The following is a 22,941-nucleotide window of genomic DNA, read 5'->3' as shown; positions in this document are numbered from 1 at the left end:
GTTCTCTGAATTCGGACGTTGTCTTCCGGAAATTCCTTCTCGGACGTAAAGCTGAGGTGTGCTCAATGAGCGGGTCTGTCGTGTGTGACGCCGGCCGGGGGCCGGGAAACCCCCCGGCCGCTCGGGAACGGACGGGTGTGGTCGCCCGATGACCGGTGACGGGGGAGAGCGGCGGCTCGCGGTCTTCGGCGCGGGCGTGATGGGCATCGGCATCGCGACGCTGGCCGTCGGCCGCGGCGTACCGGTGACGCTGGTGGACGTGGACCAGGAGCGCCTGGGCACGGCCCGGCGCCGGCTCCGCGACGAGCTGCGGCTCGCCCAGATGATGGGCGCCCTGCCGAGGAGCGGCCCGGCCGGTGAGCTACAGCTCGCGGACTCCGTGGCCGCCGCGGCGGACGCCACCTGGGTGATCGAGGCCATCACCGAGGTCGCCGAGCTGAAGACCAAGGTGCACCGGGAGATCGCCGGCGCGGTCGCCCCCGGCACGCTGCGGGTCACCAACACCTCGTCCATCCCGGTCGACGAGCTGGCAGGGCAGGTTCCCGCCCCCGAGGACCTGGCGGGCATCCACTTCATGAACCCGCCGTACCTCATCGGCACCCTTGAGGTCGTGCGCGGGCCGCGTACGTCGGAGCGGACGATGACGGCCGTCCGGGAACTCCTGGCCGTCCTCGGCCGGAAGGGCATCGTGGTCGGCGACGGCCCCGGCTTCGTCACCAGCCGCGTACTGCACCGCATGATCAACGACGCGGCGAACGTCGTCGAGGAGGGCCGGGCCACGGCCGAGGACGTCGACGCCCTGATGGAGGGCTGCCTCGGCCACCCCACGGGCCCGCTGCGGACCGCCGACCTGATCGGCATCGACAACCTCGTCGACTCCCTGTGGGTGCTGCACGAGCGCACCGGGGACGAGGGCTGCCGCCCCAGCGAGCTACTCCTGCGCAAGGTCGCCGAAGGCCACCACGGCCGCAAGACCGGGCGCGGCTTCTACGAGTACGAGGTGCGCTGATGGCCGGTCAGGTACAGCTGGACGAGGGCGTCCTCGACTACGTGCGCTCGGTGTCCCTGCGCGACGACGAGATCCTGCGCGACCTGGTGAACGAGACGGCGTTCATGCCGTCCCTGAACGCCATGGTGACCATGCCCGAGGAAGGGCAGCTGCTCGCCCTCCTCGTCGGCCTCACCGGCGCGTCCCGGGTCCTGGAGATCGGCACGTTCACCGGCTACAGCACGCTGTGCATGGCGCGCGCGCTGCCCGCCGGCGGGTCCATCGTCACCTGCGACATCAGCGCGCGCTGGACGAAGATCGCCCGGCGGTACTGGGAGCGCGCCGGGGTCGCCGACCGGATCGAGCTGCGGCTCGGCGACGGCGCCGAGAGCATGGCGGCCCTGCTCGCCGAGCACGGCCCCGAGACCTTCGACCTGGTCTTCATCGACGCCGACAAGACCGGCTACGCCCGCTACTACGAAGAGGCCCTGACCCAGCTGCGGCCCGGCGGCCTCGTCGTGCTCGACAACACCCTCTACTTCGGGCGGGTCGCGGACCCCGAGGCGCACGACGCCGACACCGAGGCCATCCGCGCGCTCAACACCGCCCTCCACGCCGACAGCCGGGTGCAGCTCTCGCTGCTCCCCATGGCCGACGGCATCACCTTGGCACGCAAGAACAAGGCGCAGTGAGAAAGGGACTTCCCATGACGGACTCGACCACGGAACTGCCTGTCGCCGCCATCGAGCAGCAGATCGGCGCGTTCCTTGAGGCCAAGACCAAGACGACCTGGGAGCCGGAGGTGGACCTGTTCGCCTCGGGCGCGGTCTCCTCGCTCTTCGCCATGGAACTCGTGGTGTTCGTGGAGAGCACCTTCGACGTCGAGGTGGAGGGCCCCGACCTCGCCCTGGACAACTTCCGCACCCTGCGGACCATGAGCGCGCTCGTGACCCGGCTGCGGGGCGGTGGCGCCGGTGCTTGACGCCCTGACGGCGCTGGTGACCGAGACGGTCGGCGACGCCGCGAGCGAATGGGACGTCACGGGTGAGATCCCGCTCGGCGTGCTGCGCGGACTCGGCGCCAAGGGCGTGCTGTGCGCAGAGGCGAAGCCGCAGTTCGGCGGCCTCGGCCTGACCGGCCTGGACAACGCCGCGCTCACCGCGCACACCGGGGCGCTGTGCAGCTCCCTGCGGTCCGTGATGACCTCGCAGGGCATGGCCGCCTGGACGCTCCAGCGGTTCGGTGACAAGGCGCAGCGCGCGGAGTACATCGGCCGCCTCACCGGCGGCGAGCTGGCCGCGGTCGCGTTCAGCGAGCCGGGCGCGGGCAGCGACCTCGCCGCGATGAGCACCGGGATCCGCCGCGAGGGCGACGACATCGTCGTCAGTGGCACCAAGACGTGGATCACGGTCGCCGGGTACGCCGACTGGATCCTCGTCTTCGGCCGCCACGAGGGCGGCGGCGCCGTCGCCGTCGTGCCCGCCACGGCCCCCGGCGTCACCGTCACGCGGGTGCCCGAGCCCCTCGGCTGCCGCGCGGCCGGTCACGCCACCGTCCAGCTCGACGACGTACGGCTGCCCGCCGAGCACCTGCTCGCGGTGGCGGGCCAGCCGGTCGTCATGCTGACCACCATCGCGCTCACCTACGGCAGGCTCTCGGTGGCCTGGGGCTGCGTCGGCATCCTGCGCGCCTGCCTCACGGCCGTCGCCCGGCACGTCAAGAGCCGCGAGCAGTTCGGCAAGCCCCTGCTCCAGCACCAGCTCGTCGCCCGGCACCTGGCCGAGCTGTACGCCGCCGAGCGGACGGCGACCCTTGCCTGCGAGCGGGCGAGCGCCGGCTGGGACAGCGGCTCGCCGGAGCAGGTGCCCGCAGCGGTCCTCGCCAAGCACGTCGCGGCCACGAACGCGGCCCGTGGCGCGGCCTCCGCCGTGCAGGTGCTCGCCTCCGCGGGGGCGGTGGGCGGACACGTCGTGGAACGGGCCTTCCGGGACGCGAAGTTGATGGAAGTCATCGAGGGCAGCAACGAGATCTGCCAGCTGATACTCGCCGAGCACGCCGCCGCGGCGGCGGCCTGAGCGGTCCCACGGAACGGGGGAGCGAACATGTCAGAAGCACAACCGATCGTGAAGTGCCTGGTCTGGGATCTCGACAACACCCTGTGGCAGGGCACACTCGTCGAGGACGGCCACGTCGAGGTCGACGACACCCTCCGCAAGGTCGTCACGGAGCTGGACGCCCGGGGCGTCCTCCAGGCCGTGTCGAGCCGCAACGACCACGACGAGGCGTGGGCCAAGCTGGAGGAGCTGGGCCTCGCCGAGTACTTCGTCCTTCCGCACATCGGCTGGGGCCCGAAGTCGGAGTCCGTACGCAGCATCGCCGAGCGCCTCAACTTCGCGCTGAAGACGGTCGCGTTCATCGACGACCTGCCCACCGAGCGCGCCGAGGTCGCCTACCACCTGCCCGAGGTGCGGTGCTACCCGGCCGAGCAGGCGGCCCAGCTGCTCGACCTGCCCGAGTTCAGCCCGCCGGTGGTCACCGTCGACGCGCGCAGGCGCCGCGAGATGTACCAGGCCGGGTTCCAGCGTGACCTCCAGCGCGAGGAGTACCAGGGCGCCGACGAGGAGTTCCTGCGCTCGCTCGACCTGGTGATGCGGATCGGCAAGGCCAGGGACGAGGAGATCACCCGGGTCGAGGAGCTGACCCTGCGGACCAGCCAGATGAACGCGACCGGCGTGCACTATTCGGACGCGGCGCTCCGCTCCCTGCTGACCGACGCCGGCCACGAGGTGCTCGTGGTCTCCATGGCCGACCGCTTCGGGCCGCACGGCGCGGTCGGGGTCATGCTGATCGAGAAGGCCCCGGGCGCCTGGCGCGTCAAGCTCCTCGCCACCTCGTGCCGGGTCGTGTCGTTCGGCGCGGGCGCGGTGCTCCTGCGCTGGCTCACCGACGCCGCCGCGCGCGCCGGTGTGCACCTCGTCGCCGACTTCAGGCGTACCGAACGCAACCGGATGATGGAGGTCGCCTACCGGTTCGCGGGCTTCGCCGCCGCCGAGTGCGCCTGCCTCGCCTCGTTCTCCCCGCCCGAGGGAACCGAGTGCCTGCATCTGGAGCCGGTCCGCCAGGACCCGCCGACCACCCTGCGCGTCCTCGCCCCCGAGCCGCTCGTCGGCGGGCGCGAGGCGGAGTGGCGGTAGGCGGGCACCTCACGCACGGCTGACGCTGAACACGCACGATCTACGGGGGATGTCTTGCAGTTCTTGGTTCTGGGCCCGTTGCAACTGATGGACGAAGAAAAGCCGATCGCGCTCGGCGGCGACCGCCGGCGGGCGACGCTCGGCCTGCTGCTGCTCAACGCCAACCGGGAGGTGGCGACCAGCAAGCTCCTCGACGGGCTCTGGGGCACCGACGAGACGCCCGTCACGGCGCGCAAGGTCCTTCAGAACGCCGTACGCGGGCTGCGCGTCACCTTCGCCGAGCACGCGCGCGGCGACGCACGGCCGCCCGCCCTGCTGACCTGCGCGCACGGCTACCAGCTGCAAGTCGACCCCGAGCAGGTCGACATGTTCCGCTTCCACCGCCTCGCGCAGGCGGGCCGCGCGCAGCTGGCCGCCGCACGCCCCGGCGCCGCCGCGGCCACCCTGCGCGACGCGCTCGCCCTGTGGCGCGGCCGCGCGCTCGCCGACCTCGTCGAGTCCGGGCACTCCTGGGCGGAGCTGACCGCCCTGGAGAACGCGCGCCTCGACGTGCGGGAGGACTACTACGAGGCCGAGCTGGCCAACGGCCGCCACCAGGCCGTCCTCGGCGACATCGAGGCCATGGTCGAGGCCGAGCCGCTGCGGGAGCGAGCGTGCCACCAGCTGATGCTCGCGCTCTACCGCGGCGGACGGCAGGCCGACGCCCTCGCCGCCTACCGGCGGGTGCGGGTGCGCCTCGCCGAGCAGTTCGGGCTCGAACCCGGCCGTGAGCTGCGCCTGCTGCAACACGCGATCCTCGTGCACGACCCGTCCATCGCGGCGCCCTACGCGCCCCCGCGGCCGGTGGTGATCTCCCGCGCCGGGCAGGAGCCGGAGCCCCGCGAGCGGCCCGTCGCCCGGCCGGTCCAGCTCGTCCCGGCCCAGCGCTCCGTCGCCCGCGGCGGCGTCAGCACCGTACTGATCCGCGCCGACTACGCCACCGGACGGCGGACCGGGGACGTCGGCAGGGCCCTGGAGCGCACCGCGAGGGTCGTGCACGAGGAGGTGGGACGGCTCGGCGGCGTGGTCGCCGGGTCGACCGGGTCGGTCACCCTCGCCCTGTTCCGCTCCGCCTCACCGCGCGCCGAGGGCGCGCAGCAGGCCGCCGAGCGCGCGGTCCGGGCCGCGATGGCGCTGCGCCAGCGGATCTGCTTCGACGTGCCGGACGGCGAACGGCCCGCGCTGCGCGTCGCGGTGGCGACCGGTGAGACGCGGGCGCGGCCCGGCGGACCCGGCGGGCCTGTCGGGGAGTCGCTGCCCGTCAACGGGGCGCTGCTCGTCGACAGCGAGTCCCTGCTCCAGGCCGCCGAGGACACCGAGATCGTGGTGTGCGGCCGTACCAGGAGACTGACCGGCGCCGCGATCGCGTACGGACGTGAGGGCGGACCCCGGCCGCGCTGGACCGTCAAGGGGCGCTACCGCGACTCCTCCGCCCGGGCGGAGGTCTTCGACCGCGAGCCCGAACTCGGCGTCCTCGGCAGCCTCCTGGAGCGGGTCCGCCGCCGCGCGCGGCCCCACCTCGTGCTGGTCACCGGCGCCCCGGGGATCGGCAAGTCGCCCCTGCTCGCGGCGTTCGAGCGGCGCGTGGAGAACGCGGCGACGCTGCGGCTCACCCCTGGCGGGCCCGTGAGCGCGCCGCACGTGGCGAAGCTCGCCGAGCACGGCCCGCTGGTGGTGTTCGCCGACGATCTGCACCGGGCGGGCGACGCGGTCCTCGCCTTCGTCGAGGAACTCCTCGGCGCGCCGCAGCCGCTGCCGGTCCTCGTGGTCGCCGCGGCCCGCCCGGAACTCTTCCGCAGGCGCCCCGGCTGGGGCGCGGGCCAGCGGCACGCCAGCCGCATGACCCTCGAACCGGTGGCGGCCGAACCGCGCGCCGAGGCACCCCGGGCTCCCCAGCTGGCGAGGCTCTGCCATGTCGCCAGTTGAGAACGCGCCCGCCGGTTGGTCCCGGGGGCCAAATTCGCCGCCCGGTCCGGTGTTCTCGAACCCGGCTGCCCACCACCCCCGCAATGTTGACTGGCCGAGCTGAGTACCCCGGCCGGAGGAGTGACGAGACGATGGAGAACGAGGGCAGGCTGCGGAACTACCTCAAGCAGGCCGTCGGCGAGTTGCAGGACACGCGCGAGCGCCTGCACGAGCTGGAGCGGGCGGCCCGCGAGCCGATCGCGATCGTCGGCATGGCCTGCCGCTTCCCCGGAGGCGTCGTCTCGCCGGACGGCCTGTGGGACCTGGTGACCGAGGGCCGGGACGCCATCGGCGCCTTCCCCGCCGACCGCGGCTGGGACGTCGAGGGCCGTTACGACCCGAACCCCGGCGTGCCGGGCACCTATTACGCCCGTGGCGGCGGATTCCTGTACGAGGCGGCCGAGTTCGACGCCGAGTTCTTCGGGATATCCCCCAGGGAAGCCCTCGCGATGGACCCCCAGCAGCGGCTCCTCCTGGAGACGTCGTGGGAGGCCCTGGAGCGCACGGGCGTCGACCCGCAGGCGCTGCGGGGCAGTGACACCGGCGTGTTCGTGGGCCTCATGGGCCACGGCGGCCAGCGGTACGGGCTCGGCGCGGAGGAGTCAGGGCAGGGCGGCGAGGGGTTCGGCGGGACCGGCAGCGCGGCCAGCGTCGCCTCCGGCCGGATCGCCTACCTCCTCGGCCTGGAGGGTCCCGCGCTCACCGTCGACACGGCGTGCTCGTCCTCGCTCGTGACGATGCACCTGGCCGCCCGGGCGCTGCGCGGCGGCGAGTGCTCCCTCGCCCTGGCCGGCGGGGCGGCGGTGATGGCGACCCTGGACACGTTCGTCGAGTTCAGCCGCCAGCGCGGCCTCGCCGAAGACGGCCGCTGCAAGGCGTTCTCCGCCGCCGCCGACGGCACGGGCTGGTCCGAGGGCGCGGGCATGGTCGTCCTGGAGCGGCTCTCCGACGCCCGGCGGCTCGGGCACCCGGTGCTCGCGGTGATCCGGGGCAGCGCGGTGAACTCCGACGGCGCCTCCAACGGCCTGACCGCGCCCAACGGCCCCTCCCAGCAGCGCGTCATCCGCCAGGCCCTCGCCGACGCGGGCCTGACCCCCGCCGACGTGGACGTGGTCGACGCGCACGGCACCGGAACCCGCCTCGGCGACCCGATCGAGGCTCAGGCCCTTCTCGCCACCTACGGCCAGGAGCGCCCCCGGGAGCGGCCCCTGTGGCTCGGCTCCCTGAAGTCCAACATCGGGCACACCCAGGCCGCCGCCGGAGTCGGCGGCGTCATCAAGATGACCCTCGCGCTGTGGCACGGCGTCCTGCCGCGCACCCTGCACGCCGACGAGCCCTCGCCCGCCGTGGACTGGGAGTCGGGCGCGGTGGAGCTGCTCACCGAGGCGCGCGACTGGCCCGGGAGCGACCGGCCGCGCCGCGCCGCGGTGTCCGCGTTCGGCATCAGCGGCACCAACGCCCACCTGATCATCGAGCAGGCGCCGGAGGCGGAGCCCGTGCCCGCGCCGGAATCCGGGGACGCGGACCTGCCGCTGCTCCTGTCCGCCTCGTCGGCGGCGGCGCTCGCGGCCAGGGCGGAGCAGGTGCGCGCCCTCGTCGCGGCGGAGCCGGGCGTGCCCGTGGCCGCCGCGCTCGCCACGCGCGCGCCGCTGCTGTCCCAGCGGGCGGCCGTGACCGGCGACGGCCCGCTCGCGGGGCTGCTGGCCCTCGCCGAGGGGCGGCCCTCGCGTGACGTCCTGACCGGTGCCGCGCGCCCGCGCGGCAAGACGGTGTTCGTCTTCCCCGGCCAGGGCTCGCAGTGGTCCGGCATGGCGCTGGACCTGTACCGCGACTCGGACGTCTTCCGCGCCCAACTCGACGCCTGTGCCGCCGCCTTGGAGCCGTACGTCGACTGGGACCTCCTCGACGCGCTCGCCGGGCCCCTCGACCGGGTCGACGTGGTCCAGCCCGCCCTGTGGGCCGTGATGATCTCGGTCGCCGCGCTGTGGCGCCACCACGGCGTGACCCCCGACGCGGTCCTCGGCCACTCGCAGGGCGAGATCGCCGCCGCGTACGTCGCCGGAGCGCTGTCCCTGGAGGACTCCGCGGCCGTCGTCGCCCTGCGCAGCAAGGCCATCACCCGGCTCGCGGGCACCGGCGGCATGGCCTCCGTACAGCTCCCGCGGGACGAGACGGCCCGGCGGATCGCGACGTACGGCGGATCCGTGGAGATCGCCGCCGTCAACGGGCCCGGCAGCACGGTCGTCTCGGGCACACCCGAGGACCTGGCCGACCTCGTCGCGGCCTGCGAGGCCGACGGCGTCCGCGCCCGCCTCGTCCCGGTGGACTACGCCTCGCACTCGGCCCACGTCGAAGCGCTGCGCGAGGAGATCCTCACCGCGCTCTCCGGCATCGCGCCGAAGCCGTCCCGGGTCCCCTTCCACTCCACCGTCACCGGCGAGGTCGTGGCCGGGCCCGAGCTGGACGCCGCGTACTGGTACGGCAATCTGCGCAGGACCGTCGGCTTCGCCCAGGGCACCCGCGCCCTGCTCGACCAGGGCCACGGCGTGTTCGTCGAGGTCAGCGCGCACCCCGTCCTCGTCAACGCCATCGGGGAGACCGTCGAGGAGGCGGAGGCCGCCGACGCGGTCGTCCTGGAGTCGCTGCGCCGCGACGACGGCGGACGGGCCCGCTTCCACACCGCGCTCGCCAAGGCGTACGTCCACGGCGTCGACGTCGACTGGAAGATCCCGCCCGGCGCGGCGGCCGCCACGGAGCTGCCCACCTACCCCTTCCAGCGCAGGCGCTACTGGCTGGAGGAGCCCGCCCCGGTCGGCGACACCTCGGCCCTCGGCCTGCGCCCGGCGGACCACCCGCTGCTCGGCGCGGCCCTGCGGACCGCCGACGCGGACACCCTCGTCCTCACCGGACGGCTCTCCCGCACCGCGCAGCCGTGGCTCGCGGAGCACGGCCTCGGCACCGCGGTGCTGCTGCCCGGGACGGCCCTGGTCGAACTGGCCCTGCACGCCGGGGACCGGGTCGGCTGCGGGCACCTCGCCGAGCTGACCCTGCACGCCCCGGTCGTCCTCGACGCAGACCTCGACCTCCAGGTCCTCATCGGCGCCGAGAGCGACGACGGGCGCCCCGTGAGCGTGCACACCGCTCCCGCGGGGACCGACGACTGGGCCCGCAACGCCACGGGCCTGCTGACGAACCAGAGCCCCGCGGCGCCCGGCGACCTCACCGCCTGGCCGCCGCCCGGCGCCACCGCCGTCCCCCTCGACGGCTTCTACGAGTCCCTCGCCGCGCGCGGCTACGCCTACGGCCCCGCCTTCCAGGGCCTGCGGGCCGCGTGGCAGGACGGCACCGTGCTCTACGCGTCGGTGGCGCTGCCCGCCGAGCAGGACGTCACCGGCTTCGGCCTGCACCCCGCGCTCCTCGACGCGGCCCTGCACGCGGCGGGCCTGGCCGCCACCGACGGCGTCCGGGCCCCGTTCAGCTGGAGCGACGTGCGCCTGTACGCCACCGGGGCGCGGGCCGCCCGGGTCCGGCTCACCCCGGCGGGCCCCGACGCGGTCGCCGTGCTCGTCACCGACGAGGCCGGGCAGGCCGTCGCCTCGGTGGGCGAGCTAGCGCTCCGCCCGGTGGACGTGGGCGCGCTCGGGCACCGGCGCGTGGACACCTCGGCCCTGTTCGCCCTCGACCTGGTGCCGGTCGACCTGCCGGAGCCGCCCGCCGAGCCGACCTGGGTCACGCTCGCCGCCGACGGCCGAGGCCACCCGGCCGAGCCGGGGGCGGCGACGGCCGCGCTGTGGACGTGCCCCGGCGGTGAGGTCGAGGACGTCGTCGACCTGACGCTGCACGTCGTACGGGAGTGGCTCGCCGAGCCGCACCTCACCGACGTCCCCCTCGTCGTCCTCACCCGGGCCGACGACCTCGCCCACCGCGCGGTGACCGGGCTGCTGCGCACCGCGCGCGCCGAACACCCCGGCCGGCTGCGCCACATCGACATCGACGACCACCCGCTCGCCCGCGAGGCCCTGCCCGCCGCCCTCGCCTCCGACCACCCGGAGCTGACCCTCCGCGGCGGTGCGGCGGCGGTGCCCCGGCTCACCCGCGCGTCCGCGTCCCCGGCCCTGCCGGAGCCGGCGGAGCGGCCGTGGCGCCTGGGCCTGACCTACCGCGGCGACCTCGACAGCCTGTCCCTCACCCCGTGCCCGGAGGTGCTGCGCCCGCTGGAGCCGGGCGAGGTCCGGATCGCCGTGCGCGCGGGCGGCCTGAACTTCAAGGCCGTGCTCCTGGAACTCGGCATGGTGGCCCGGGACGAGTGGTCCTCGCTCGGCGAAGGCGCGGGCATCGTCCTGGAGACCGGCGCCGGCGTCACCGGGCTCGCCCCCGGCGACCGGGTGATGGGCTTGTTCACCGGCGGCCTCGGCACGGTCACCGTCACCGACCGCAGGCTCGTCGCGCCGATGCCGAAGCGCCTGACGTTCGCGCAGGCCGCCGGGGTGCCGGTGGTGTACCTGACGGCGTACTACGGCCTGGCGGACCTGGCCGGACTCACCGCGGGTGAGTCGCTGCTCCTGCACGCGGCGACCGGCGGCATGGGCTTCGCCTCCCTCCAGCTCGCCCGGCACTGGGGTGCCGAGGTCTTCGGCACCGCGAGCGCCGGCAAACGGGACGTGCTGCGCGCCTGGGGCTTCGACGACGACCACCTCGCCGACTCGCGCAGCCTCGGCTACGCCGAGCACTTCACGAAGGCCACCGGCGGCCGCGGCGTCGACGTGGTGCTCAACTCCCTCGCGCACGAGCACGTCGAGGAGTCCCTCGCCCTGCTGCCGCGCGGCGGCCGGTTCATCGAGATGGGCAAGACCGACATCCGCGACGCCGAGGAGATCGCGGCGGCTCATCCGGGCGTGCGCTACCGGGCGTTCGACGTGATGGAGGCCGGCTTCGACCGCATCGCCGAGATGCTTGAGGAGATCCGCGTCCTGTTCGACGAGGGCGCGCTGCGGCCGATGCCGCTCACCACCTACCCCGTGCACCGCGCGCCGGAGGCCTTCCGGTACCTCAGCCAGGCACGGCACGTCGGCAAGATCGTCCTCACCCTGCCCGCGCCGCTCGACCCCGAGGGCACGGTCCTCGTCACCGGCGGCACCGGGGTGCTCGGCGGCCTCGTCGCCCGGCACCTGGCCGCCGGACACGGCGTGCGGCGGCTGCTGTTGACCAGCAGGCGCGGCCCGGCGGCCGACGGCGTGGACGACCTGGTAGCGGACCTGCGGGCCGCGGGCGCCGAGGTGTCCGTGGTGGCGTGCGACGTGTCCGACCGCGAGGCCGTCGCGCAGCTCGTCGCCTCCGCGCACCGGCTCACCGGCGTCGTGCACGCGGCGGGCGTCCTGTCCGACGGGGTCCTGGAGGCCCTGACGCGGGACGACCTGAACGCCGTGCTGCGGGCGAAGGCACGCTCGGCGTGGCACCTGCACGAACTGACGCAGGACCACGACCTGGCCCTGTTCGCGCTGTTCTCCTCGGTCGCCGGGGTGCTCGGCAGCGCGGGCCAGGGCGGGTACGCGGCGGCCAACGCCTACCTCGACGGCCTCGTGGAGCACCGGCGCGGCCTCGGTCTGCCCGGCACGTCGATCGCGTGGGGCCTGTGGGCGCGGGAGAGCGCCATGACCGGCCACCTCGGCGAGGGCGACAAGGACCGCCTGGCCCGGATGGGCCTCGGCGCGATCGACGACGAGCAGGGCCTCGCCCTGTTCGACGCGGCGCTCGCCCTGCACCGCCCCCTCGCGGTGGCGGTACCCGTCGACGTGGCCCGGCTGCGCGAGAGCGGACAGCCGGTGCCGGAACTCCTCTCGGCCCTCGACCCGGCCGCCTCGGTCCGGCGGCGGGTCGTGGCACAGGCCGCGGCCACCACCCAGGCGGACCGGCTCGTCGAACTGCCCGAGCGGCAGCGCCGCAAGGAACTCCTGGAGCTCGTACGGGAGTCCGCCGCGGTCGTCCTCGGGCACGGCACGGCCGAAGCGGTCGACGAGGACAGCGCGTTCAAGGAGCTGGGCTTCGACTCGCTGACGGCGGTGGAGCTGCGCAACCGCCTCGGCAACGCCACGGCGCTGCGGCTCCCGCCGACGGTCGTCTTCGACCATCCGACACCGGCCGGGCTCGCCGCGTTCCTGGACGGGCTGCTCGTGCCCGCGGCGGAGACGACCGTGGGGTCGCTGGTGACGGAACTCGACCGGCTCGCCGTCGCGGACCTGGACGAGGACGAACGGGGCCTGCTCGCCAAGGGACTCCAGGAGGTGCTGCGCCGCCTCACGGCGCAGGCCGAGGCGGGCGGCGACGAGCGGGACTTCACCGAGGCCTCCGACGACGAAATCTTCGACTTCATCGACGGCGAACTCGACATCGCGTGATCTCGCCTGTTCCGAACGAAAGGGGGCTGCCCGGGATGTCCACCGAGCAGAAGCTTCGAGAGTATCTGCGGCGGGTCACGACGGACCTTCAGCGGGCACGTCGTGAGCTGCACGACGTGCGGGCCGCCGCCCGCGAGCCGATCGCGATCGTCGGCATGGCCGGCCGCTTCCCGGGCGGTGCCCGCACCCCCGAGGAGCTGTGGGAGCTGCTCCGCGACGGCCGGGACACGCTCACGGAGTTCCCGGACGACCGCGGCTGGGACCTCGACCGGCTCTCCGCACCGGACCCGGGGACGCCGGGCACCACGTACCTCACCAAGGGCGGCTTCCTGGCCGACGCGGCCGGGTTCGACGCCGAGTTCTTCGGCATCTCGCCGCGCGAGGCCCAGGCCATGGACCCGCAGCAGCGCGTCCTGCTCGAAGCGTCGTGGGAGGCCCTGGAGAACGCCCGCATCGACCCGGCGTCGCTGCGCGGCACCTCGGGCGGCGTGTTCGTGGGCGTGATCCCGCAGGAGTACATGCCGCGCGCGGGCGAGACGCCCGAGGAGCTGGAGGGCTTCGTGCTCACCGGCGGCACCACGAGCGTCGCCTCGGGCCGGATCTCCTACGTGCTCGGCCTGCTGGGCCCGACGATGACCCTCGACACGGCCTGCTCGTCGTCGCTGGTGTCGATGCACCTGGCGGAGCAGGCCCTGCGCGACGGGGAGTGCGACATCGCCCTCGCGGGCGGCGCCACCGTGATGTCGGGGCCCAGCGTGTTCGTGGAGTTCGCACGGCAGCGCGGCCTCGCGCCCGACGGCCGCTGCAAGGCGTTCTCTGCCGCCGCCGACGGCACCGGCTTCTCCGAGGGCGTCGGCGTCCTCGTCCTCGCGCGCCTCTCGGTGGCCCGCGAGCGCGGCCTCCCCGTACTCGCCCTGGTCCGGGGCAGCGCGGTGAACTCCGACGGCGCCTCCAACGGCCTCACCGCGCCCAACGGCCCCTCCCAGCAGCGCGTCATCCGCCAGGCCCTCGCCGACGCCGACCTGTCACCCGCCGAGGTCGACGTGGTGGAGGCGCACGGCACCGGCACCAAGCTGGGCGACCCGATCGAGGTCCAGGCACTGCTCGCCACGTACGGACAGGCGCGTACGGAGGACTTGGACGACCAGCCTTTGCTGCTGGGCTCGTTGAAGTCGAACATCGGTCACACGCAGGCCGCGGCGGGTGTCGCGGGTGTCATCAAGATGGTCATGGCGATGCGCCACGGGATGGTTCCCAGGACCCTCCATGTCGACGAGCCCACGCCTGCCGTGGACTGGACGGCCGGCGCGGTCGAGCTGGTCACGGAGGAACGCCCCTGGCCGACGACAGGACGCCCGCGCCGCGCGGCGGTCTCTTCGTTCGGGATCAGCGGCACGAATGCCCACGTCATCCTTGAGCAGGCTCCGGCGGAGGAGCCCACGGCGGAGGCGCCGAGGGGCTCGCTGCCGGTGGTGCCGGTGGTGGTGTCGGCTCGGGGTGCGGGGGCGTTGCGGGCGCAGGCGGGGCGGTTGGCGTCCGCGGTGGGTGAGGGGTTGTCGCTGCTGGATGTGGGTGTGTCGGCGGTGCGTTCGCGTGCGGTGGCCTTCGAGCACCGGGCGGTGGTACTGGCGGCTGACAGCGAGGAACTGGTCACTGGTTTGGGGGCGTTGGCTCGGGGTGAGTCGGGGCCGGGTGTGGTGTGCGGGGTGGCGGGTGAGGGCCGTACCGCGTTCTTGTTCACGGGGCAGGGTGCTCAACGTTCGGGTATGGGCCGGGAGTTGTACGGAACGTTTCCGGTGTTCGCGGCGGCTTTCGACGAGGTGTGTGCGGGGTTCGAGGGGTTGTTGCCGGGGTCGTTGAAGGAGGTGGTCTTCGACGGTGTCGGGCTGGATGAGACGGGGTGGACGCAGCCGGGGTTGTTCGCGGTCGAGGTGGCGTTGTTCCGTCTGGTGGAGTCCTTGGGTGTGGTGCCGGACTTCGTGACGGGGCATTCGATCGGTGAGCTGGCGGCGGCGCATGTGGCGGGGGTGCTGTCGCTGGCGGATGCGTGCCGGGTGGTGGCCGCCCGGGGCCGTCTGATGCAGGCTCTGCCTGCGGGTGGCGCGATGGTGGCGGTGCAGGCCGGTGAGGCCGAGGTCCTGGAACTCCTTGCGGGGCATGAGGACCAGGCCGGTATCGCGGCGGTCAACGGCCCTACCTCCCTGGTGATATCCGGAGCCGAAGACGTGGTCACGGGTATCGCGGAGGTGCTGCGGGAGCGGGGCCGTAAGACCAGCCGGCTCACGGTCAGTCATGCCTTCCATTCGCCGTTGATGGATCCGGTGCTGGAGGAGTTCGCGGCGGTCGTCGAGGGTGTGACCTTCCAGGCGCCGGTCATTGCGATGGCAGCCGACGTGGAGGAAGTGTGTTCGCCCGGGTACTGGGTGGATCACATCCGGCGTGCGGTGCGTTTCGCCGATCACGTCGTACGCCTTCGGGAGCAGGGCGTGACCCGGTTCGTGGAGATCGGTCCCGATGGCGTCCTCACGGCGATGGGCGCGCAGAGTGTGGAGGCGTCGTTCATCGCGTTGCAGCGCCGTGAGCAGCCCCAGGTGCGCACCGTGCTGGCCGGTCTGGCGCAGGTGCACGCGGCCGGGCATGAGGTGGAGTGGGCGCGGCTGTTCACCGGCACCCCCGCGGCCCTGGTGGACCTGCCGACCTACCCCTTCCAGCACCAGGACTACTGGATGGCGGGCCCGTCGTCCGGCGATGTCGTGTCGGCGGGGCAGGTGGCCGCGGACCATCCGATGCTGGACGCGGTGGTGCGGGTCGCCGGTGCCGACGAGGTCGTGTTCACCGGGCGCCTCTCGGCGCGGACCCACGCCTGGGTGGCCGAGCACGAGCTGGGCGGGCGCGCCCTGGTGCCGGGCACCGCGCTGATCGACATGGCCGTCGCGGCGGGCGACGAGGTCGGCTGCGCCGGTGTGGACGAGATGGTGATCACCGCGCCGCTGCGCGTCCCCGATTCGGGTGGCGTACGGGTCCAGCTCGTGGCGGGCGAGCCGAGGGACACCGGCCACCGGCCCTTCGCGATCTACTCCTGCCCGGAGGCGGGCCACGACGGCCGGGACGCCGAGGAGGAGTGGACCTGCCACGCCACCGGCGTGCTGGCCGCCGAGGCCCCGGAGCCCGCGTTCGAGCTGAGCCAGTGGCCGCCCGCGGGCGCCGAGGCCATGGCCACGGACGGGTTCTACGACCGGCTCGCGGAGAGCGGCTACGTCTACGGCCCGCTCTTCCGCGGCCTGCGCACGCTGTGGCGCAAGGACAGCGCCGCGGGCGCCGAGTACTTCGCCGATGTCGCGCTGCCGGAGGGCACGGACACGGGCCGTTTCGGCATCCACCCGGCCCTGTTCGACGCGGCGATCCACCCGCGCGTGGTCGCCGCGATCGCCGACGCGGGCGAGGACTTCACGCTCCAGCTGCCGTTCGTGTGGAACGGGATCCACCTCTACGCCACCGGCGCGTCCGCCCTGCGGGTGCGTGTGGTCATCGACGCGGGGACCGACGGCAAGACGTCCTGCCAGGTGCAGCTCGCCGACGAGGCGGGGCAGCCGGTCGCCGAGGTGCGCTCGGTGGAGGCACGCCCGGTGTCGGCCGACCAGCCGGCCGGGCGGGACGAGAGTGCCGGTTCGCTCTACGGCGTGGACTGGGCGGCCGTCGACGCGGCCCCGGCCGAACCGGCGGGCCGCTGGGCCCTGCTCGGCACCTCCGCCGTGGCGTTCGGCGAGGCGCTGCCGGTCGACCGCTGCGCGACGCTGGAGGACGCGGCCGGGGCCGACGTGCTCCTGTTCGCCCCCGCCGGGCAGGCGGACACCGACGTCGTCGCCTCGGTCCACGGCGCGGCCGCCGCGACCCTCGACCTGGTGCGGGAGTGGCTGACCGACGAGCGGTTCCTGTCGGGCCGCCTCGTCGTGGTGACCCGCGGCGCCGTGCGCGACGGCCAGGACGACGCCGCGCCCGACCTGGCGGGCGCCGCCGTGTGGGGCCTGCTGCGGTCCGCGCAGGCGGAACACCCCGACCGGATCGTGCTCGCGGACGTCGACGACGACCCGGCCTCGCTCACGGCCCTGCCCGCGGTGCTCGCGGCGGGCCACGACCAGGTCGCGGTGCGCGCCGGTACGGTGACCGCGCCCCGCCTGGCTCCGCAGGCCGCGACGGACGCCGCCGCGCCGGACCTCTCCCCGGAGGGGACGGTGCTTGTCACGGGTGGTACCGGTGCGCTGGGCGCGCTGTTCGCCCGGCATCTGGTCACCGCCTACGGCGTCCGGCACCTGGTCCTCACCAGCCGCCGGGGCCCCGAGGCCCCCGGGGCACGGGAGCTGGAGGCGGAGCTGACCGCGCTCGGCGCGCGCGTACGCGTCCAGGCCTGTGACGCCGCCGACCGCGACGCGCTCCAGGCCGTCCTGGACGCCATCCCCGCCGAACACCCCCTCACCGGGGTCGTCCACACCGCCGGCGTCATCGACGACGGCATCATCACCGCCCTCACCCCCGAACGCGTCTCGGCCGTCCTGCGACCCAAGGCCGACGCCGCCTGGCACCTCCACGAACTCACCCGCGACAAACCCCTCGCCCTCTTCGCCCTCTTCTCGTCCCTCGCGGGCACCCTGGGCAACGCGGGCCAGGCGGGCTACACGGCCGCCAACCACTTCCTCGACGCCCTCGCGCGGCACCGCCACGCCCACGGCCTGCCCGCCCTCTCCCTCGGCTGGGGCCTGTGGGCCACGGAAGGCGGCATGCAGGCCGGGGCCGCCGACCAGGTCGAGCGGACGGGCCTGCGGGCCATCTCCCCGGAGGGCGGGACGGCCCTGTTCGACCGGGCGCTGGCCCTCGGCCGCCCGGTGACGCTTCCGGCGCGGCTCGACCTGCGGGCGCTGCGGTCCGGCGCCGTGCCGGTCCCGGCGATGCTGCGCGGCCTCGTCGGCCGCCCGTCGCGCCGGGTGGTCCGGCAGGGCGGGGGCGACCAGCGGGCGCTGGCCGCACGCCTCGCCGCGCTGCCCGAGCAGGACCGCCACGAGCACGTCACCGAGCTGGTGCGCACCGAGGTGGCCGCCGTGCTCCAGTTCGGCGCGGGCGAGCGGATCAGCGAGACCGTGCCGTTCCGGGACCTGGGCTTCGACTCCCTCACGGCGGTCGAGCTGCGCAACCGGCTCTCCGCGGTCACAGGGCTGCGGCTCTCGCCCGGCGTGGTCTTCGACCACCCGACGACCTCGGCGCTCGCCGCGTACGTCCTGGGCGAACTGAGCGGCGACCTGGCGGCACCGGCCGCGGCCGTCGCGGCGGCGGTCCCGGGCTCCGGCGGCACGAACGAACCCATCGCGATCGTCGGCATGGCCTGCCGCTTCCCCGGCGGGGCCAGTACGCCCGAAGGGCTGTGGCGGCTCGTCGCCGACGGCGTGGACGCGATCGGGGACATGCCGGACGACCGCGGCTGGGACATCGAGCGGCTGTGGGACCCCGACCCCGACAAGCCGGGCACCTTCTACACGCGCGAAGGCGGGTTCCTCCACGACGCCGCCGACTTCGACGCGGGCTTCTTCGGCATCTCGCCGCGCGAGGCCCTCGCGATGGACCCGCAGCAGCGACTGCTCCTGGAGACCTCGTGGGAGGCCCTGGAGAGCGGCGGCATCGACCCGCGCTCGCTGCGCGGCAGCGACACCGGCGTCTACACCGGCCTGACCGCGCAGGAGTACGGGGCGGGCGCGGGCGCGGCCGAAGGGGGCGCCGACGGCTACCTCCTGACGGGCTCCACGACGTCCTTCGGCTCCGGCCGGATCTCCTACGTCCTCGGCCTCGAAGGCCCGACGATGTCCATCGACACGGCCTGCTCCTCGGTCCTCGTGTCCCTGCACCTCGCCTCGAACGCGCTGCGCAGCGGCGAGTGCGGCCTCGCGCTCGCGGGCGGCGCGACCGTGATGGCGCAGCCCATCGGGTTCGTCGAGTTCTCCCGGCAGCGCACGCTCGCGCCCGACGGCAGGTCCAAGGCGTTCGACGAGTCCGCCGACGGCACCGGCTGGTCCGAGGGCGTGGGCCTGTTCGTCCTGGAGCGGCTCTCCGACGCCCGGCGCAACGGGCACACCGTGTTCGCCGTGGTCCGGGGCAGCGCGGTCAACTCCGACGGCGCCTCCAACGGCATGACCGCGCCCAACGGCCCCTCGCAGCAGCGCGTCATCCGCCAGGCCCTCGCCAACGCCGGTGTCGCGCCCGCCGACGTCGACCTCATCGAGGCACACGGCACCGGCACCCAGCTCGGCGACCCCATCGAGGCCGAGGCCCTCATGGCGACGTACGGCCGCGAGCGGCCCGCCGGCCGCCCCGCCTGGCTCGGCTCGGTGAAGTCCAACATCGGGCACGCCCAGCACGCCGCGGGCGCCGGCGGCCTGATCAAGGCGATCATGGCCATGCGGCACGGCGTGCTGCCGAAGACCCTGCACGTCGACAAGCCGACCTCGGCCGTGGACTGGTCGTCGGGCGCGGTGGAACTGCTCACCGAGGCCCGCCCCTGGCCGGACCTCGGCCGGCCGCGCCGGGCCGCGGTGTCCGCGTTCGCGCTCAGCGGCACCAACGCGCACGTCATCCTGGAGCAGGCCCCCGACCCGGCCGCCTCCCGGGCCGACGTGACCCTGCCGGTGGTGCCGTGGGTGCTCTCGGCCAAGTCGCCGCGGGCCCTGCGCGCGCAGGCCGAGCGGCTCCTCGCCGTCCTGGAGTCCGGCACCGGGCCGAACCCGCTGGACGTCGGGTTCTCGCTGGCGCAGCGCTCCGCCTTCGACCACCGCGCGGTGCTCGTCACCGGGGGCGGCGCCGAGGCCGTCGCAGGCCTCCGGGCGATCGCCGCCGCCGACGCGCCCGCCGCCGGTGACGGCCGGACCGCGTTCCTGTTCACCGGGGCCGCGGACGGCCCCGACCGCGAGCTGTACGAGACGCTGCCCGCGTACGCGACGGCGTACGACGAGATCCTGGCCGGGCTCGGTGAACAGGGCGCGCGTGCGGCCGGGTTCGCCGCGGAGGTGGCGCTGTACCGCCTGGTCAGGGCCTGGGGCGTCACCATCGGCTGCGTCGCGGGCACCGGCGTCGGTGAGATCGCCGCCGCGCACGTCGCCGGGGCGCTCTCCCTGGCCGACGCGGGCCGCCTCCTGACGGACGGGGACGCGACGCACGTGACGTACGACGAACCGCGGATGCCCGTGGTGTCGCTGCGCACCGGCGGGCCGCTCACCGCCGCTGACACCCTCGGCCTCGACGGTTCCGACGGCCGGGACGCCGCCGCGCGGTGGCTCGCCGAGCACGGCGTGACCCGGTGCGCCGAGTCCGGCGCCCTGACCCTGCTCGACGGCTCGGTGCCGCTGCTCGCCGCGGGGCGACCCTCCCTGCACGCCGTGCTCGACGGCGTGGGGAAGCTGTTCGTCGCCGGTGCGGCCGTCGACTGGGCGGCCGTGTTCGCGGGCACCGGAGCGCGCCGGACGGCCCTGCCCACCTACCCGTTCGAGCGCCGGAGGTACTGGGCCGCCGAGCCTGGCACCAGCGGTGGCATCGGCGCCGACGACACCGGGCGACACGCCCTGCTCGGAGCAGCCGTCGCCGTGGCGGGCCGGGACGAGACGGTGTTCACGAGCCGTCTGTCCCTGACCAGCCAGCCGTGGCTCGCCGACCACGTCGTCGCCGGGGTGCCGGTACTGCCCAGCGCCGCCCTGGTGGACCTGGCGATCGCCGCCGGGGACGCCACCGGCTGCCCCGACCTCGCCGAACTCACCGTCACCGAACCGCTCGTGCTGCCCGGCGACGGCGCCCTGCGGACGCAGGTCGTGACCGGCGGCCCCGACACCACCGGGCGGCGGACCGTGGGCGTCTACACGCGGCCCGCCGACGCCACGGACGGGGACGGCACCACGCAGGAGTGGACCTGCCACGCCACCGGCGTGCTCGCCCCCGCCGCCGACCGGCCCGACGCAGGACCGGCCCCCTGGCCGCCCGCCGACGCCAAGGCCGTCGACTGGGCGTACGAGGACCTCGCCGACGCCGGTCACCAGTACGGCGAGGCGTTCCAGGGCCTCACGACGGTGCTGCGCCGGGGCGACGAGCTGTTCGCCGAGGTCCGCCTGCCCGAAGGCGCGCTCGCGGACGCCGGCGGCTTCGGGATCCACCCGGCTCTCCTGGAGGCCGCCGTGCAGCCGTTGCTGACCGGCGGAACCGGGGCGGGCCCGGACGGGGCCCCGCTGCTGCCGCTCGCCTGGGAGGGCGTCGCCCTGCACGCCACCGAGGCGACGGTCCTCCGCGTGCGCCTGGCCCCCGCCGGTCCTGACGCCTTCCGCCTGGAGGCGGTCGACGAGACGGGGCTCCCCGTCCTCGTGGCCGACACCGTGCGGCTCCTCCCCGCGGCCCTGACGCCGAGGGACGGCACCGCGGCGCCCGTGTCCGCCGGCACCGCCTCGCTGTTCGCACTGGAGTGGACCCCGGTCGGGTCGGTCGCCGACGACGAGCCGGAGAGCCTGCTCGCCCTGCTCGGCGACGCCACCGGCGGCCCCGCGGGGATCGCCGGGATCGCGCCGCTGCGCTTCGGCGACGTCGACGAGGCGGCGGCGTCCTTCACCCCCTGGGACGTCCTGCTCGTCGAGCCGTCGACGCCGGAGACGGCCGGGGACCCGGTCGCCGCCGCGCACCGGGCCGTGACCCGGGCCCTCGGCGTGGCGCAGTCCTGGCTGGCCCAGGAGGACCTGCCGGACAACCGCCTCGCCGTGGTCACCCGGGGCGCCCTGGCCGCCGTCGCCGACGACGCCGTACGGGACCCGGCCGGTGCCGCCGTGTGGGGTCTGCTGCGCTCGGCCCAGGCCGAGAACCCCGACCGGATCGTGCTCGTCGACCTGGACGACGACCCGGCGTCCGTCGACCAGCTGCCCCTGGTGGCCCAGGCGGGCGAGCCCCAACTGGCCGTACGCGCCGGGAAGTTGTACGCACCGAGGCTGGCCCCTTCGGCCGCCCCGGCCGTGGCGCCGCCCGCCCTCGTGGACGGCGGCACCGTCCTGGTCACCGGCGCCGACGGGGAGCTGGGCGCGCTGTTCGCCCGGCACCTGGTCACCGCGTACGGGGTGCGGCACCTGGTGCTCGCCGACCCGGGCGGCCCCGGCACGCCCGCGGAGCGGCTGCGGGACGACCTCGCGAACCTGGGCGCGACGGCCACCGTGGTGGCCTGCGACCTGGCCGACCGCGAGGCCGTGCGCGCCCTGCTCGCGGGCATCCCGGCCGAGCACCCGCTGACCGGGGTCGTGCACACAGAGAACGTCCTGGACGACGGCGTGTTCACCGCGCTCACCCCCGAGCGCGTCGCCGCCGTCCTGCGGCCCAAGGTGGACGGGGCCCGGCACCTGCACGAGCTGACCGCCGACGCCCCGCCCGCGCTGTTCGCCCTGTTCTCCTCCGTCGTCGGCCTGCTCGGCAGCCCAGGACAGGCCAACTTCGCCGCGGCCAACGCCTACGCGGACGCCCTCGCCACGCACCGCAGGGCGAGCGGCCTGCCCGCGGTGTCCCTCGCCTGGGGCCGGATGGTCGAGGGCGGGCAGCCGGGCCTGCGCGTGATCGCGGGGGACGAGGCGTGCGCGCTGTTCGACGCCGCCCTGGCCACCGGGCTCGCCGTGGTCGCGCCCGCGCCGCTCGACCTGGCCGCCCTGCGCCGCGACCCGGCGCAGGTCCCGGTGGTGCTGCGCGGCCTCGTGCCGCGCGGCGAGCGCCGCAGGGCAGGCGCGGAGCAGACCGTCGACCGGTTCGCGGCGATGAGCCGGGCCGAGGCGGAGACGTACCTGCGCGACCTGGTGCGCGCCGAGGCGGCCGCGGTCCTCGGCCACGCGGCGCCCGACCACCTCCGGTGGGAGGTGTCCTTCCGGGACTCCGGCTTCGACTCGCTGTCCGCCGTGCAGTTCCGCAACCGGCTCGGCGAGCGGACCGGCCTGTCCCTGCCGACGACGCTGGTGTTCGACTACGCCTCACCGGGGGCGCTCGTCGAGCATCTCCTGGAGAGGCTCGCCCTCACCGACGGCGTCAGCCCGCGCTCGGCCCTGGCCGAACTGGACAAGCTGGAAGCCGTCCTGATGGCCGTCCCGGTCGGCGCGGCGGCCGGCGAGGAGTCCGGCCGCACGGAGATCGCCACCCGCCTCGACGCCATCCTCACCCGCTGGAACAAGGCCTGGACCGACGCGCGGCCCGACGCGGTCCCCGGCACCGGCGACACGGACCTGGCCGCCGCGATCGAGACCGCGACGGAGAACGAGGTCTTCGACTTCATCGACCGGGAACTCGGCCGCGCTTCCGCCCGACCCAACCGCTGACCACC

The 22,941-nt window shown here is 75.0% G+C and carries 8 protein-coding genes; all 8 read left to right on the top strand.

Features of this window, described 5'->3' with window-relative positions; genetic code table 11:
- Window positions 1-148: 148 nt before the first annotated feature.
- The 8 genes from AC07GB_RS10060 (at window position 149) to AC07GB_RS10025 (ending at window position 22,936) form a co-directional block, all read left to right on the top strand.
- Window positions 149-1,009, top strand: a complete 861-nt coding sequence (locus AC07GB_RS10060; protein ID WP_478843467.1) for a 3-hydroxyacyl-CoA dehydrogenase family protein — start codon at window positions 149-151, stop codon at window positions 1,007-1,009.
- Window positions 1,009-1,680 carry an O-methyltransferase gene (locus AC07GB_RS10055; protein WP_478843465.1) on the top strand — a complete coding sequence of 224 codons (672 nt, stop codon included), beginning with the start codon at window positions 1,009-1,011 and terminating at the stop codon, window positions 1,678-1,680. The genes AC07GB_RS10060 and AC07GB_RS10055 overlap by 1 nt, the downstream gene beginning before the upstream one ends.
- 14 nt (window positions 1,681-1,694) lie before the next feature.
- The gene (locus tag AC07GB_RS10050) at window positions 1,695-1,970 is read left to right on the top strand and encodes an acyl carrier protein (RefSeq protein ID WP_478843463.1); all 276 of its coding nucleotides are present in this window, start codon (window positions 1,695-1,697) and stop codon (window positions 1,968-1,970) included.
- On the top strand, window positions 1,954-3,063 hold the full coding sequence (locus AC07GB_RS10045; protein ID WP_478843461.1) for an acyl-CoA dehydrogenase family protein: 1,110 nt from the start codon (window positions 1,954-1,956) through the stop codon (window positions 3,061-3,063). Before AC07GB_RS10050 ends, AC07GB_RS10045 begins: the two co-directional genes overlap by 17 nt.
- Before the next feature lie 27 nt (window positions 3,064-3,090).
- Window positions 3,091-4,182 (top strand): HAD-IIIC family phosphatase, encoded by a 1,092-nt coding sequence (locus tag AC07GB_RS10040; protein ID WP_478843459.1) that lies wholly within the window; start codon window positions 3,091-3,093, stop codon window positions 4,180-4,182.
- An 87-nt stretch (window positions 4,183-4,269) separates the two neighbouring features.
- On the top strand, window positions 4,270-6,147 hold the full coding sequence (locus tag AC07GB_RS10035) for an AfsR/SARP family transcriptional regulator (protein ID WP_478843457.1): 1,878 nt from the start codon (window positions 4,270-4,272) through the stop codon (window positions 6,145-6,147).
- 83 nt (window positions 6,148-6,230) lie between these two features.
- A complete protein-coding gene (locus tag AC07GB_RS10030) occupies window positions 6,231-12,581 on the top strand; it encodes an SDR family NAD(P)-dependent oxidoreductase (RefSeq protein WP_478843455.1) in 6,351 nt (2,116 codons plus the stop codon).
- A gap of 26 nt (window positions 12,582-12,607) precedes the next feature.
- Window positions 12,608-22,936 carry a type I polyketide synthase gene (locus AC07GB_RS10025; protein ID WP_478843815.1) on the top strand — a complete coding sequence of 3,443 codons (10,329 nt, stop codon included), beginning with the start codon at window positions 12,608-12,610 and terminating at the stop codon, window positions 22,934-22,936.
- The last annotated feature ends 5 nt before the right edge of the window (window positions 22,937-22,941 follow it).

The sequence above is a fragment of the Streptomyces sp. NPDC045778 genome, from assembly GCF_056431945.1.
The sequence above is the reverse complement of the archived record's forward strand: the minus strand, read 5'-3'. Positions and strand labels throughout refer to the sequence as shown.

What these genes read in the sequence shown, in the direction of transcription:
- AC07GB_RS10060 (WP_478843467.1), top strand. Translation starts at nt 149, where the DNA reads ATGACCGGTGACGGGGGAGAGCGGCGGCTCGCGGTCTTCGGCGCGGGC.
- AC07GB_RS10055 (WP_478843465.1), top strand. Translation starts at nt 1,009, where the DNA reads ATGGCCGGTCAGGTACAGCTGGACGAGGGCGTCCTCGACTACGTGCGC.
- AC07GB_RS10050 (WP_478843463.1), top strand. Translation starts at nt 1,695, where the DNA reads ATGACGGACTCGACCACGGAACTGCCTGTCGCCGCCATCGAGCAGCAG.
- AC07GB_RS10040 (WP_478843459.1), top strand. Translation starts at nt 3,091, where the DNA reads ATGTCAGAAGCACAACCGATCGTGAAGTGCCTGGTCTGGGATCTCGAC.
- AC07GB_RS10035 (WP_478843457.1), top strand. Translation starts at nt 4,270, where the DNA reads ATGGACGAAGAAAAGCCGATCGCGCTCGGCGGCGACCGCCGGCGGGCG.
- AC07GB_RS10030 (WP_478843455.1), top strand. Translation starts at nt 6,231, where the DNA reads ATGTTGACTGGCCGAGCTGAGTACCCCGGCCGGAGGAGTGACGAGACG.